The organism is Archangium minus (assembly GCF_044360475.1).
GTDB classification, from domain to species: domain Bacteria; phylum Myxococcota; class Myxococcia; order Myxococcales; family Myxococcaceae; genus Archangium; species Archangium minus.
This window is the reverse complement of sequence record NZ_CP043494.1, coordinates 3177401-3191378: the sequence shown is the minus strand read 5'-3', so window position 1 is coordinate 3191378 and position 13978 is coordinate 3177401. Positions and strand designations below refer to the sequence as shown.

Below are 13978 nucleotides of genomic sequence, written 5' to 3'. Positions count from 1 at the left end.
CGTCGGGGCAACAGGCCCCCTCGGAAGCCGCCCGTTTTATTGACGCTCTCCTCAGACGCACGCTAGCGTCGCTCCGTTTTGGCGCCGTCGCCGGACGTGTGCCTGGGAGGCGGTACTGAGGATGCGGACGTTCAGCCGTTGGATGGCCCTCGCGGTGCTGGTGTGCGGTCCTGCCGCGTACGCGGATCGCAACGACTTCGAAATCACGAAGCTCGGGAACCCCAGTGCGTTCAGGAACTCGACGCAGACCGAGTTCTCGACCAACTTCCAGGAGGAGGCCAACGGGAACTTCCGAGCCTTCGCGCGCACCTTCGCCGCGGTGATGACCTCGGCGAACCTGATGCCCCCGGAGACACTGGGACACGCGGGCTTCGCTCTCAACGCGGAGCTGAGCGTCATCAGCCTGCCCTCCAGCGTGGTCCTGCCCACGGAGCGCGAGCAGACGGGCTCGCTGCTGCTGCCCTCGGTGCACGTGCGCAAGGGCCTGCCCTTCTCACTCGAGCTCGGGGCTCGCGTGGGGTGGATTGACCGCAGCAGCATGTTCGCCACCACGGGCGAGCTGAAGTGGGCCGCCAACGAGGGCTTCACCTGGCTGCCGGACATCGGCGTGCGCCTCCATGTGACGCGCCTGATGGGCAACAGGGACTTCGACCTGACTGCGACCGGCCTGGACCTGGGCGTGGGCAAGCAGTTCCCGCTCGGCGGCATGGTGACGCTCACCCCCTACGGAGGCATCGACTTCACGGGCGTGATGGCGAGCTCGGACACGCTCGACTTCGATCAGGGTCGCCAGCTGAGCGACACGCTCGTTGAGGGCAACCCCTACGCGGGCTTGGACAACACCGGCGTGTACGAGCAGGTGAAGATGGGGCAGAACATCAACACGCGCTTCTACGGCGGCGTGCGCTTCATCGGCGGCGCGCTGCAGCTGGGCGCCGAGTTCTCCCTCAGCAGCCAGGGCAGCATCCCGGTGACGACCACCACCCGGAATCAGGTGGGCAACACGTTGACGGTCACGACTGAAACGAGGGACCGGGCCCTGCCCGCGGTGGTCGCCTTCAGCACCACGCTGGGCCTGGACTTCTAGTCCGTGGATGTCCCCTCTCCCTCTGGGAGAGGGCTAGGGTGAGGGTAACCGAGCCTGTTCTTCAACCCGTGGCCCGCAGTGGGGACAGGGGGTTCAACCCGGGTTCACCCGATACCCTCACCCCGTCCCTCTCCCGAAGGGAGAGGGGAAATGGCCGCGGTTGTGTGAAGGGGCTCAGGCCGCCCTGCCCCGTAGGGCCTCGCGAATAACGCGGGGCTTGTTGGTGATGAGGTAGGAGACGCCCATCTCCTCCATCGCCCGAGCCCTCTCCGGATCATCCACCGTCCACACCGCCACGCGCAGGCCCTGGCGCAACCACTGCCTCATCCGCGCGGGAGTACACTGCTCGTGGTACGGGTGCACCGAGTGGGACGAAACGAGCGGCGTCACCACGTACGCCTGCGGGCCCCAGCGCTTATCCGGATCGATGAGAAAGCCGCGGCGCAGCGAGGGCGCGGCGGCGGCCGTCCGGAAGAGACACAGCGGGTTGAAGCTGGAAATCACCACCCGCTCGGCCAGCCCTCGGCGGGTGACGAGCTCCGCCACCTTCTGGGACAGGCCTCCGTCATCAGCCTGGTCGCACTTGAGCTCGATGTTGATGAGGAAGTGCGCGGGCAGCGCGTCCAGCACCTCCTCCAGCAGGGGGATGCGGGCGGGCGCGAAGCCGAGCCGGCTGCCCACATCCGCCTGCTTCAGCTTCCACCAAGATGTGGTGCGCACCTCCCAGGGCAGGCCGGCGAGCCGCTCCAGCTTCTCGTCATGACACACCACCACCTCGCCGGAACCACACACCATGGCGTCCAGCTCCACGCCATCGGCCCCCTGGGCCACGGCCTCCTGGAAGGCGGCGAGGGTGTTCTCGGGGGCATCGGCGCTGGCGCCTCGGTGAGCGAGCAGGAGCATGCCTCCCACTGTGCAACAGCCCGGCCCCGAGGGCGAGCGTCCCGGAACCTACCGTCCGGGCGTGACAGGCGGCTTGCCTCCCCCCGGGCATTGCTGCACTGTGCGCGGCATGCTGGGACTGCGTACCGGGGAGATCCTGTTCATCGCCTTCATCCTGGTGGTGGTGTTCTCCGCCGCCCGGATGGGCCAACTCGGCAACGCCGTGGGCAAGTTCGTCTACTCGTTCAAGAAGGCCTCCAAGGGTGAGGACCTGGTGGACGCGAAGACCCTGCCCCGCGCCAGGCGTGGCCAGGACGTCTCCGACGCCGAGTACACGGACTCCGGCCCCAAGCGCGGCTAACGCGACTCCCCGGCCAGCAGGCGCGCGGCCTGATCACGCAGCGAGGGGTGCACGGACGCATCCGCGGCCAGCTCTGCCAGGTCGCTCGCGTTGAGCAGAGGAACGATCTTCACCCCCACCTCGGGCGGCAGGTACGGGTTGAACACGAGCGCGCGGCGCACCGCGTGGCGTGAAGACCAGCGCGAGGACTTCCAGATCTCCACCAGCGGCTCCGGCCGAGCGGGACGGCGCGCCGCCATGCGCACGACCAGGGGCTCGGTGAGCCGGGGGTTGAGGAGCGCGTTGCGCACCACCGCGGGGTTACTCACCGTCACCAGCCGCGCGAGCATGTCCGGGTCTCTGGTGAGCCGCGCCTGCTGCTTGAGGTGTCCCAGGGACTGGGTGAGGAGCCGGGCATCCGCCTTGGCTGCGGCGCCCTCGTCGAACTCCTTCTGGGCCGGCGCCGTCTCGAAGAGGTCCGCCACGGACTCCAGCGACTGCACCTCGGCCATGCGACGCATCGAATCCGCGTAGGGGATGCTCGCGGCCTCCTGGCCCAGCGCCGCCACGAAGGCGGAGAGGACGCAGGTGGCCGGCTCCCAGGACTCCCGAGCCAGGAAGATGACCTGGTGCAGGAGCTCGTTGGCGTCGAGCGGATCCCTCCGGGCGAGCTCGCGCGCGGCGGCCTTGCGGACAATCTCCGCGCTACCGCTCAGGGCATGGAGCCGTCGGACGACGGTCTTGGCCTCCTCACGGCTTGGCATTGCCGGCGCGTCCCTCCTGGGCTCCCTCCCTCGCGGCGACGGTGGTCCGCGGCTCGAGCGTCACTTCGAGCCGGAAGTCGGCCAGGTCCGAGGGGTACTCGTAGAACAGGACGACGAAGGGAGCCCGAGTGCCGGGAGCCACCTCCTTGGAGGCGTCATCCAGGCGGGCCCGCATCGCGTCAGCGTCGCTGGCGCTCTGGAGCGAGTAGAGCTCCTCCGGCGTGGGCACAGCCCCCGCGATTCCCTCCGCGGACATCACCTTCTGATCTCCGTCGAACAGCGAGACGCCCACCTTCACGCGAATGGGGGCAGTGCCACGGTTCTCCACCTCGCCTCGGACGAAGAAGACAGCGCGTCCGCCACGGGTCTCGTAGAGACCGTTGGAGAGATCCTTCGCCACCAGGGGCCGCGTGGGCGACACCATCTCCCGCACCTGCGCGGGAGACAGGGCGGACAGCTCCACCCGCCCATCATTGAGCCAGGCACTGCCCACGGCCAGCAGGACGACCAGCAGCACCGCTCCCACCACGAGCTGGGCGGCCACAGCGGCCAGCCGCTGCACCAGACTCGGACCCGCGGGCGGCGGCGCCTTGGGTGCTTCCAGCTTCGGCGCGGGCGGCGGCGCGGCGATCACCGGCGGCGAGGGCGCCGGCATCATCCCCGGGATATCCGGGAGGATCTCCGTGCTCTGAGCACCCGCCCCCGGGAAGTCAGGGAACGGATTGCGCTCCGTGGGCGCGTTCGCCTTGGCGGTAGGAGTCGCCGCGACGGTCTGCGTGGCACCCCAGTCTGGAATGCCCGACGGCATGGACTGCTGTGGCGCACCCCAGTCCGGGATGCCAGACGGGGCGGACTGCTGCGGCGCACCCCAGTCTGGAATGGCCGACGCGGGCGCGGGGCTCGCAGCGGGCGCCGGAGCAGGGGGCTTCGCAGGAGGAGCCTTCGCAGGAGCCGGAGGCAGCGCGGCCACCGGGTCGAACGCGGCGAACGGGTTGTTGTCCTCGAATCCCCCCATCCCACCGGGGCTCGCGGCCGGAGTGGAGACCGGAGCGGGGGCGGGACTCTTCGCGGGAGCCGGAGGCAGTGCCGCCACCGGGTCAAACGAGACGAACGGGTTGTTGCCCTCGAGCCCCTCCATCTCCTCGAAGACCGGAGCCGGAGTCGGAGCCGGAGCGGGCGCGGCGCCTCGGGGCGGCAACGTAGGCGTGGCCTGGAGCGTCGGCGCATTTTCCGGAGGCAGCGAGAACGGATCATTCTCCTCGAACGCCATCGGCGCACCGCGCGGCTGAACGGGAGCAGCGCCTCGGGGCGGCAACGTGGGCGTGGACTGGAGCGTCGGCGCGTCTTCCGGAGGCAGCGAGAACGGATCGTTCTCCTCGAACGCCATCGGCGCACTGACCTGGGGCGCGGGCGCGGGCGCGGGGCTCCTCGCTGGAACCTGCACGGGCGCGGGCGCAGCGCTCTGGGCCGGCTTTGGAGCCGGCGGGGCGCTGCGGGCAGGCACGGACACCGGAACCGGCTTGGGCGCCGGGGCCGGCGGCAACGTGGGCATCGAGCCAGCAAGCGTCGCCTCGCTGTCATCCGAGCCGAACGGGTTGTTCTCGTCGAAGGAGAAGGGCGCGCTGCTCACGGGAGCGGGCGCGGGGCTCTTCGCCGGAACTGGCAGGGGCACGGGCGGGCTCTTCGCCGGAACCTGGAGGGGCGCGGCGCCCTGGGCCGGCTTCGGAGCCAGCGGATGGCTGCGGGCGGGCACTTGCACCGGGGCCGACGGCTGCACTGGACCGACGGCGACCGCCCCTGCGGGCTTGTTGGGGATGGGGGCCTTGGCGGCCAGCTTGAGGGCCTCGGCGGGCGTAGGCGTGCTCTCGCCGATGAACTCCATCAAGGGGTCCAGGTCGATTGTCGCCGGAGTCTTCGGCGGCTCCGTGGAGGAGACCCGGGGAACGCCCGCCGGAAGACCCCCACGCGCAGCGGCGACCCCGGGCGCCGGAGCCTTCCCGGCCGGGGCAGCCCCAGGCCCGGAGGTCCGGGGCACCTCGAGGGGCGTGCCCGAACGAGGGGTGGCCGGGGCGGGCGTGGCGGACGCGACGTCCTCACGCACAACCCGGAAGGTATGCTGACACTTGGTACAGCGGACCTTGACCCCCTTGTCCGTCACCTTCTCGTCGGGGATCTTGAACCGCGTCTGACACCGCTCACACTTGACGATCATTCAGGGCTCGGCCGGTCCGAGAGTATAGGCGCAGAGGGGCACCACCGCGAGCATGCCTCTACTCGGCTTGCCCGCTCCCACCCCCTCTGCTACAGGCTTTCGTCCCGCACCGTGTGCGCAAGCGTCCGGGCGCAGGGGGAGAACCAGACATGAGCGAGCCAGAGCAGGCAGGCGTACCGAGCAAGGAGCCGAAGGTCATCAAGCGGTACACCAACCGCAAGCTCTACGACACCGTCGAGAGCCGATATGTGACCCTCGATGAGATCGCCGCGATGATCAAAGAGGGCGTGGAGGTCCAGATCGTCGACAATCGGACGAAAGAGGATCTGACCTCGGTCACGCTCGCGCAGATCATCTTCGAAGAGGAGAAGAAGCGGAACCGGATGCCCCTCACGGTGCTCCGGGAGATCATCCGCCATCCGGGCGAGTCGCTGACGGACTTCATCCAGAAGGCGGTCACCCCCCGGGTGGCCTCCATCCGGGAAGAGGCCGAGTCACGGCTGGACAAGCTGCTGCGCCGAGAGGACAAGCAGGAGGGCGAGCCCACGCCTGCCGAGCAGCCGGCCGAGCAACAGCCGCCTGAAGAAGCCACCAACGCGGCCGCGGGCCCAGGTGGTGCGGCGGAGCTGCTCAAGGCCAGCCAGCGCGCGCTGGAGGACTGGCAGCGGAAGATTGACGAGCGGGTGAAGCACGTCGTGGAGAACCTGGCGGGCAACCTGCCGGCGCTCGGCCGCGACATGGCGGTGCTGACGCAGCGCCTGGCCGAGCTCGAGAAGAAGCTGGACGAGCTGGAGAAGAAGAGCCCGCAGAATCCGCAGTAGCGCGAGCCCTCCCCTGCCCTCCCTCTCCCCCTGGGAGAGGGCTGGGGTGAGGGTAGCGCGTGCCTCGGAGTGCGCCTACGCCACGCGAGTCGCCTTCTTGCCACGCTTCGCACCCTTCGAGGGCGCGCCGTCGTAGATCTCCTCGGCGATGGCGCCAAGCATCTGCGCCCCCGTGCTCTTCGGGGCGTACTCCCAGATGGTCTTCCCGTGGCTCTGGGCCTCGTCCACCTTGACGTTGTAGCCCAGGGGTGTGGAGGCGAGGGCGTCGGGGAAGTAGGACTTGAGCCGCTCGAGGATGGCGGTGGCCAGCGCGGTGCGCCGGTAGAGCGTGGGCACCACCTTGGTGATGCGCAGCTCGGCACGGCCCTCGGTCTCGGCGACCTGACGAACAGTGTCGGCCACCTCCGCGCAACCATCGAGCGCGAAGTACGTGAGGGCCACGGGCACGACCACCTCGGTGGCGGCCACGAGGATGTTGCGCGTGGTGATGCCCAGGGAGGGAGGGGCATCAAAGACGATGACGTCGAAGCCCGCGGCCTCGGCGGACGCGAGCCGCTCGGCGAGCCGGTGCGCCCGCCGTTCGTCATTCGCCACCACCAGGGGGAAGTCCGCCATCTCCTTGTAGGCAGGCAGGACGGACAAGCCCTCGATGGCCGAGGGCTGCACCACGTCTTCGAGGCGCACGGCCGGTTCGGTGAGCAGGTGGAAGACGTTGCGCGGCAGGGTGCGCACGTCCAGCCCGAGCGACTTGCCCGCATGCCCCTGCGTATCCAAGTCCACCAGGAGCACCTTCAACCCGCGATCTCTCGCGAGCCACGCGGCGGTGTTGACCGCCAGCGTCGTCTTGCAGGTGCCACCCTTCTCATTGATGAAGGCGATGCGCCGCATACACTCCCCTCTACTTCTTCTTGGCCGCCACCAGCGCGTCCACCTTGGACTCCACCGAGGACAGCAGCCGCTCCAGGTCATCCACCTTGTTGCGCAGCTGCTCCAGGTCCGCGGTGGACGGCAGGTTCATGGCGGAGAGCGCCGTGCGCAGCGCGGTGTCCAGGGTCCCCTTCGCGGCCAGCGAGCGCGCCACCAGGTTCTGCACCATCGCCACGAACTTCTCGTTGGACATCAGCTGCTGCGTCAGCTTGCCGACCCGCTCCTCACCGGTCTCGACGAGCTTCTTCACCATCGGGTTGTTCATGATCATGGCAGCGTCCATTCACTCCGCGTGGGGGTTTGGGGGTAAGGAGGATCCGCGGAAAATCCTGGAACAACGTGCGAACTCTGGAAGGACGCGACGCGGCGTGTCAAGTCGTGGCGGCCAGTGAACACTCCGCGTTGACAGGGGGGAGGGGCATCCCTACGGTTCGCGCCTCTCAATGGCCGGCCTGCTCGACAAGAGGTTGTGGATCGTCTCCGGCAAGGGCGGCGTGGGGAAGAGCACCATCGCCGCGGCCTTGGCGTTGCGCTCGGCGCGCGCTGGCAGACGCACTCTGGTGTGTGAGGTGAACACCCAGGAGCGCATCAGCCGCCTACTCGGGCATGAGCCCGTAGGCCCCGAGGTGACGAAACTGGAAGACAATTTGTGGGCGGTGGACGTGCGCCCCCAGGAAGCCATGCGCGAGTACGCGCTCATGGTCCTGCGCTTCGAGACCCTCTACAAGACGGTCTTCGAGAACAAGGTGGTGCGTTACTTCCTGCGCTTCATCCCCTCGCTGCAGGAGCTGGTGCTGCTGGGGAAGATCCTCTACCACGCGCAGGAGAAGCGGCCGGACGGCCAGCCGTTGTGGGACACGATTGTGATGGACGCACCGGCCACGGGCCACGCCATCACCTTCCTGCGGGTGCCGCAGGTGCTGCTGCAGACGGTGCCGCCCGGGCCTATGTCTCGCGAGGCCATGAAGATGCGAGACATCCTGGAGGACCCGGCGGTAACGGCGGCGGTGCTGGTGTCGCTGCCGGAGGAGATGCCGGTGAACGAGACGCTGGAGCTGCACGCAGCGCTGAGAGACCAGGTGCGGGTCCGCACGCACGCGGCGGTGCTCAACGCGGCCTTCCCCGAGCGCTTCACCGAGGATGATTTGGAGGCGCTGGTGGATCAGCCGGAGCTGCTGCGGGTGGCGCGAGCGCACCATGACCGGGCGGCGCAGACGGTGCTGGCGGAGATGAAGCTGGAGCGCAACCTGCACACGGCGGTGCACCAGGTGCCGCGCATCTTCACGAACAACTTCGACCGCACAGCCATTGAGCAGGTGATGGGCCACCTGGAGCCGCTGGTGACAGGGAAGGCGGGAGCATGAACGCGCTCTCCGAGGCCCTGACGAAGAAGCGCGTCCTGGTGTGTGTCGGCTCAGGAGGCGTGGGCAAGACGACCATCTCGGCGACGCTGGCACTGCGCGCGGCGGTGGACGGGCGCAGCAGCCTGGTGTGCACCATCGACCCGGCCAAGCGGCTGGCCAACTCGCTGGGCCTGCACGCGCTGGGCAACGTGGAGGCCGAGGTCCCCGCCTCCGCCCTGGAGCCGCTGGGCGTGAAGCCCCGCGCCCGCCTCCACGCGATGATGCTGGACATGAAGCAGACGTGGGACGACCTCATCGTCAAGCACGCCCCACCGGACAAGCGCGAGAAGATCCTCGCCAACCGCTTCTACCAGTCGCTCTCCAGCGCCCTGGCCGGCAGCCAGGAGTACGTCGCCATGGAGAAGCTGTGGGAGCTGCGCACCAAGCGCGACTACGAGCTCATCGTGCTCGACACGCCGCCCACGGCGCACGCGCTGGACTTCCTCGAGGCGCCCAACCGGGTGCTGGACTTCCTCGACAACGAGGCGGCGAAGAAGCTGCTCACGCCGGCGCTGGCGGCGGGGAAGATCGGCCTGTCGCTCTTCAGCCTGGGCAGCAGCTACGCGGCGAAGGCCATCTCCAAGTTCACCGGCACGGAGACGCTGCAGGAGCTGGCCGGCTTCATGTTGGCCATCGCCCCGATGAACGAGAGCTTCCGGGAGCGAGCGCGCGGCGTGCGCGAGCTGCTGGCGGCGAAGCAAACGGGCTTCGTGCTGGTAACGAGCCCCGGGCGCGAGCGCCTGGACGAGGTGATGCACTTCCACCGGCTGCTGAAGCAGAACGAGATGGAAGTGGTGGCGGTGGTGGTGAACCGGGTGCACCCGATGCCGGGACAGGCGGCGTGGGAAGAGGCGAAGAACCTGATTCCCTCCCGGCGCGCGAAGGTGGAGGAGACGCTGCGGGAGCTGACGGTGCTCGCCGAGCAGGACGCCCGAGGCATCGCCGAGTTGCAGGCCGCGTGTGAAGGGACTCCGCTCATCCAGGTGCCGCGCTTCGAGCTGGACGTGCACGACATCGGCGCGCTGTGGCGCACCGGGCGCTACCTGATGGGTGACGAACTGGTGGCGGCGCTCCCCGCCGCTTGAGGAAGGCCCCTCCGGTGGCGGGGCACTGCCCTCACGAGTCTCGGCACAGCCGGTCCACCCGGTTGAGCAGCGTGGGGATGCGTGAGGCCCCATGCATCCTCCGCACGTGCTCCGCGGCAGTGCTGGCCTCCACCCCCACCGCGGTGACGAACAGCGGACGCTGGCTCTGCCCGCGCAGCACCGGCAGCGCGAGCTGGCTGGAGTGGAACGCCGTCTTGGCCACGCCGATGACCGGCACGCGCCGCCCGAGCGCCTCGTACAGGTGCACGCCGAGCCCGGGCCGCTCCTCGCCCAGCCACACGTACCCGTCGATGACCACCGTCTCCAGCGGCTCCTGGACGGCGGCGAGCACCTTCAACAGGTGAGGAAGCTCGCGGCGGTAGAACTGCCCGGGCTCATAGGGCTCCCCAGGGGGGCCTCGCTCCACCAGGTGCGCGGCCTCGGCGGCGTCGGCCCAGTCCCGGAAGAGCACACAGGCGGCCACGGAGACCTCCGTCCGATAGTCCACGTCCATGCAGGCCAGCATCGTCCGCCTCCTCTCAGTGTCCACCCGTCCGCGCTGGCCCGGTTGCCGGGCAGCGCGCCATGCGGGCGGGAAACACGGGTGAAGGTTAAACTGGGGCCCGCCTGGGAACCCCGGGACAGCCCTCGCTGTCTCCTGGGACTGGAAACAGCGGACGGCCCCTCAGCGGGCCCCTGACGAGATTTGGAGCGGAGGACAGACATGTCGGCCACCTGGCGCAAGTGGGTGTTGGTGGGAGTTGTGGGCCTGGTGGGATGTAAGACGACGGGCTCGGCGGTGCGCGAAGCGCCAGAGAAGCCGAGGCAGGAGGTCCACTTCGATCCGGTGTCGGTGACGGCGGACCTGGAGTTGTCGGAGCTCAACGACGAGGAGCTGTTCGCGGGTGGCACGTCGGCCTTCGCGGCCAACGACTTCGCCCGGGCGGCGCGCTACTTCGGGCGGCTGGTGGACTTCCACCCCCAGAGCAAGCACCGCAACGAGGCGCTCTACAACGCGGGCCTGTCGTACGAGCGTCTGGAGCAGTGGGAGGAGGCGTACCTGCGCTTCTCCGAGCTGGCGGACGCGGAGAAGGGCACGGGGGACGCGCTGGACGCGGCCTTCCGCATGGCCGAGACGCAGTACCACCTGGGGCGCTTCACAGACGCAGCGAAGGTGCTCGGGACGATTGCCGCACGTGAGGACCTGCCGGTGGGCAAGCGCCTGGAGGCCCAGGTGCAGCAGGGCGTGTGCGAGCTGGAGTCCGGACAGCCGGAGAAGGCCGAAGCCACGCTGCGCAAGGTCACCACCACGTACGAAGGGCTCCCGGATAAGGACGAGGTGGAGGACTACTTCCCGGGGCAGGCGCACTTCTTCATCGGGGAGATCTACCGGCTGCACTACGAAGAGGTGAAGCTGGACCCGGAGAAGGGCAGCGACGCGCTGGCCAACGACCTGAACTACAAGGCGGAGCTGCTGCTGTCGGCGCAGGGCAACTACCTGCGCGCCATCCGGGTGGGGAACGGCCACTGGGCGACGGCGGCCGGGTCGCAGATCGGCGCGATGTACGAGAACCTCTACGAGCACCTGGTGAACTCGCCGGCGCCCAAGGAACTGGACGCGGAGGAGGCGCAGATCTACCGCGAGGAGCTGCGCAAGAAGGTCCGGGTGCTGCTGACCAAGTCCATCAACATCTACGAGCGGACGCTGGAGGCGGCTGAGCGCATCGGCTCGCAGAACGCGTTCGTGGCCAAGACGCGCAAGAGCCTGGAGAAGATGAAGGCGCTGTTGCTGGCGGACACGGACGGGGCACCGCTCCCCGCCGAGGCTACCGAGCCCGCCGAGTCCGAGCCGCACACCTGAGCGGAGCGGTCCCCTCTCCCTCTGGGAGAGGGAGCATGCACAACCCGATGACACCGCCTCAGGGAGCGCGCCGCGGCAGCCTCACGGTGAACGTGGTGCCTTCGGCCTCGGTGGAGCGCACCTTCACGGTGCCTCCGTGCGCGCGCACGATGTTGTCCACGATGAACAGTCCCAGGCCGATGCTGCGGCTGGCCCCATCCCCCGCATGAGAGCCCCGCCTCATCGGCTCGAAGAGGTGTGGCAGGAGCTCGGGGGAGATAGGTATGCCCCCGTTGTGCACGCGGAGCAGGACGGCCCCGTCCTCGCCGCGTGTCTCTACCCGGACGGGCGAGCCCTGCGGGCTATAGGCCAGCGCGTTGTTCATCAGGTTGGTGAGCACCTGAGCCAGCCGGTCTCCATCCCACTCCCCCATCCCCTGACCGCTCCTCACCACCTCCACCTCGCGATCAGGATGGGCGAGCCGCACCTCCTCCGCCACCTGTCCGCAGAGGGCGTGGAGGTCGAGCGACCTGCGCTCGATGGGGATACCCCCTCCGAGCCGGACCCGCGTGAAGTCGAGCAGATCGCGGATCATCCGCGTCGCCCGCTCTGTTGATGCCGAAATGCGCGCGAGGCCCTTCGCCTGGCGATCGCTCAAATCCTCCTGCCGCATCAGCGCCGCGACGGACAGGGTGATGGCGTTGAGGGGGTTGCGCAAATCATGGGAGACGATGCCGATGAGCTGCTCGGCGAATTCCGCCCGGTGCTGCGCCTCCGAGTGCCGGCGCTTCCTGTCGGAGATGTCCTGGACGGTGCCAATGAAGCGCACGGCTCGTCCCCCCTCGAAGACAGCACGACCCGTGGAGCGCAACCAGTGCTCGCCCGGGTCCTTGCGCCACAGCGGGCGGAACTCGGAGTCGTAATCACCGCCACTGCCCAGTTGCAGCGCCCGCTGAACGGCGGCGTGCGTGCGCTCACGGTCCTCCGGGTGGATGCCCTCCAGGAAGGTGTCGTACGACACCTCAGCCTCCTGAGTCAGGCCGAAGAGCGCCCTGCACCGCTCGTCCCAGCGCAACACGCCCGTCACCGGATTGAAGTCCCAGGTGCCCAGGTCCGCCGCGCGCACCGCCAGACGCAGCCGATCCTCGCTGGCCCGGAGCGCCTCGCTCGCGGCCTTGCGCGCGGTGATGTCCTGCATCGCCCCCACCATCCGCACCGCCTTGCCGCTCGCGTCCCGCTCGATGAGACCATGGTCGATGACGTAGACGTAGCTGCCGTCCCGGTGAAGGAAGCGGTACTCGTTGCGCCACCGCTGCTCGCCACTGGCAATGGCCGCGTGGATGCCGTGGACGATACGCTCGCGATCCTCGGGATGGATGGCGTCGTACCAACCGGAGATGTGCCCGCTGAGCTCCTCCCGGGCATGTCCGAAGAGCTTCTCCACCGCCCCGCTCCAGGCGACGGTGTCCGTCTGGAGGTTCCAATCCCAAATGACGTCGCTGATGGCCTCGGTCGCCAGCCGATAGAGCGTCTCGGACTTGCGCAGCCGCTCGTTCGTCTGTCGGAGCTGCTGCAGCAGGAGGGCCTTCTCGATGATGCCGGAGAGGTACTCCACCAACGTCTCAAGGTAACGCCTCGCCTGGGGTTCGAAGGGGCGGATCTCCGAAACACCGATGTAGAGCACCCCGAGGAGCTTGCCGTGCGGCCACAACCGAAGACCCAAGAGGGAGCGCAAGCCACTCCGGCGAATGCCCTCGGCCACCGCAGGGCCGGCACTCACCGCGTCCGCCAGGGCCAGGGGCTCCTCGGAGCGGGCCAGCTCGGCCAGGAAAGAGGGAGAGTCCACCGGGACAGGCTCGGTCTCGAACCGCTCGCGCCACCGGCCGGTGTACATGGTGGGGATGAGCAGCTTCCCGCTCGGATCTGCGAGCAGGAGCCCGGCGCCCTCGGCCCGCATGGCCTCCTGGACCACCTCCAACAAGGCGCCCAGCCGCTCGTGGAGGGGGATGGAGCGCTCGCTGTTTCCAATCACCTCGGAGGACAGCGCATCGAGCCGGCGCAGGAAGCGCTTCTCGCGCTGCCGGTCGTCCGCCGTGTAGCCGCTGAAGGTCGCGACCACCTGGTCCATGGCGCCCCGGAGCTCCTCGAAGAGGAGCTGCGTGTCCTCCGGCGAGGGTTGCTCCTGCAGGGGAAGGGCCTCCCAGAGAGCCGAGATGAGACGGCCCATGACGACGTACTCGCCCGTCACCTCCTCCTGGTTGAAGCCCAACCGCACGCGCTGGCTGATATGCGTCTCCTCCAGACGCGTCTTCGTCTTCACGGGATCTCCCCGGTGGCCCTGCCGGGAAATGTTCGCCAGCGTCGAGAGGTACTCGGGGAAAGTGTCGATGAGCTCGTGCTGGGTGAGTCCCCGAGCGGACTCCGTCCGGCTCGCCTCCTCGGCATAGCGCTCAATGAGCTGCTCCCGGTTCCTCTCGATGAATTCGGCGACCGTGGTCATAGGGTGTGGGCGTTCCTCGCCTGACCCGAAGGTGCAGAGGACTCGCGTCCGATGCCAGTACGGCGATGGAGGGGCGTTGTCCTTTCAACGACCTCCCAGGGGCCCCAGCTTCGCCGA

The 13978-nt window shown here is 68.8% G+C and carries 13 protein-coding genes; 6 read left to right on the top strand and 7 right to left on the bottom strand.

Going from position 1 to position 13978, the window contains the following annotated elements; all coding sequences use genetic code 11:
- Nucleotides 1-121 precede the first annotated feature (121 nt).
- The gene (locus F0U60_RS13070) at nucleotides 122-1087 is read left to right on the top strand and encodes a hypothetical protein (RefSeq protein WP_395818768.1); all 966 of its coding nucleotides are present in this window, start codon (nucleotides 122-124) and stop codon (nucleotides 1085-1087) included.
- Nucleotides 1088-1261: 174 nt separating this feature from the next.
- On the opposite strand, the gene F0U60_RS13065 is transcribed toward F0U60_RS13070, so the two are convergent.
- Nucleotides 1262-1990: a glycerophosphodiester phosphodiesterase gene (locus tag F0U60_RS13065; protein ID WP_395818765.1), complete on the bottom strand. Its 729-nt coding sequence runs from the start codon at nucleotides 1988-1990 to the stop codon at nucleotides 1262-1264.
- Between F0U60_RS13065 and F0U60_RS13060 the strand changes: the two genes are divergently transcribed.
- The gene (locus tag F0U60_RS13060; protein WP_395818762.1) at nucleotides 1989-2330 is read left to right on the top strand and encodes a twin-arginine translocase TatA/TatE family subunit; all 342 of its coding nucleotides are present in this window, start codon (nucleotides 1989-1991) and stop codon (nucleotides 2328-2330) included. The genes F0U60_RS13065 and F0U60_RS13060 overlap by 2 nt on opposite strands.
- Here F0U60_RS13060 and F0U60_RS13055 read toward each other — a convergent pair.
- Entirely contained in the window at nucleotides 2327-3073 is a 747-nt protein-coding gene (locus tag F0U60_RS13055; protein WP_395818760.1) for a hypothetical protein, read from the bottom strand. The genes F0U60_RS13060 and F0U60_RS13055 overlap by 4 nt on opposite strands.
- Complete coding sequence (locus F0U60_RS13050; protein ID WP_395818757.1) at nucleotides 3060-5285, bottom strand: zinc-ribbon domain-containing protein; 2226 nt, start codon at nucleotides 5283-5285, stop codon at nucleotides 3060-3062. The genes F0U60_RS13055 and F0U60_RS13050 overlap by 14 nt, the downstream gene beginning before the upstream one ends.
- Before the next feature lie 149 nt (nucleotides 5286-5434).
- Between F0U60_RS13050 and F0U60_RS13045 the strand changes: the two genes are divergently transcribed.
- Nucleotides 5435-6106, top strand: a complete 672-nt coding sequence (locus tag F0U60_RS13045; protein WP_395818755.1) for a polyhydroxyalkanoate synthesis regulator DNA-binding domain-containing protein — start codon at nucleotides 5435-5437, stop codon at nucleotides 6104-6106.
- Nucleotides 6107-6181: 75 nt separating this feature from the next.
- On the opposite strand, the gene F0U60_RS13040 is transcribed toward F0U60_RS13045, so the two are convergent.
- Complete coding sequence (locus tag F0U60_RS13040) at nucleotides 6182-6994, bottom strand: ParA family protein (protein WP_395818752.1); 813 nt, start codon at nucleotides 6992-6994, stop codon at nucleotides 6182-6184.
- Between the two features lie 10 nt (nucleotides 6995-7004).
- Nucleotides 7005-7304 carry a hypothetical protein gene (locus F0U60_RS13035; RefSeq protein ID WP_395818750.1) on the bottom strand — a complete coding sequence of 100 codons (300 nt, stop codon included), beginning with the start codon at nucleotides 7302-7304 and terminating at the stop codon, nucleotides 7005-7007.
- A gap of 172 nt (nucleotides 7305-7476) precedes the next feature.
- On the opposite strand from F0U60_RS13035, the gene F0U60_RS13030 reads away from it, so the two are divergent.
- Entirely contained in the window at nucleotides 7477-8397 is a 921-nt protein-coding gene (locus F0U60_RS13030) for an ArsA family ATPase (protein WP_395818747.1), read from the top strand.
- Nucleotides 8394-9521, top strand: a complete 1128-nt coding sequence (locus tag F0U60_RS13025) for an ArsA family ATPase (RefSeq protein ID WP_395818745.1) — start codon at nucleotides 8394-8396, stop codon at nucleotides 9519-9521. Before F0U60_RS13030 ends, F0U60_RS13025 begins: the two co-directional genes overlap by 4 nt.
- 31 nt (nucleotides 9522-9552) lie before the next feature.
- On the opposite strand, the gene F0U60_RS13020 is transcribed toward F0U60_RS13025, so the two are convergent.
- A complete protein-coding gene (locus F0U60_RS13020; RefSeq protein WP_395818742.1) occupies nucleotides 9553-10047 on the bottom strand; it encodes an endonuclease V in 495 nt (164 codons plus the stop codon).
- Nucleotides 10048-10245: 198 nt separating this feature from the next.
- Here F0U60_RS13020 and F0U60_RS13015 point away from each other — a divergent pair, with 198 nt between their 5' ends.
- Entirely contained in the window at nucleotides 10246-11382 is a 1137-nt protein-coding gene (locus F0U60_RS13015; protein WP_395818739.1) for a tol-pal system YbgF family protein, read from the top strand.
- Between the two features lie 58 nt (nucleotides 11383-11440).
- Here the strand turns inward: F0U60_RS13015 and F0U60_RS13010 are convergent, their stop codons facing one another.
- Nucleotides 11441-13861, bottom strand: coding sequence for a PAS domain-containing protein (locus F0U60_RS13010; RefSeq protein ID WP_395818736.1), 2421 nt, complete (start codon nucleotides 13859-13861; stop codon nucleotides 11441-11443).
- Between the last annotated feature and the right edge of the window lie 117 nt (nucleotides 13862-13978).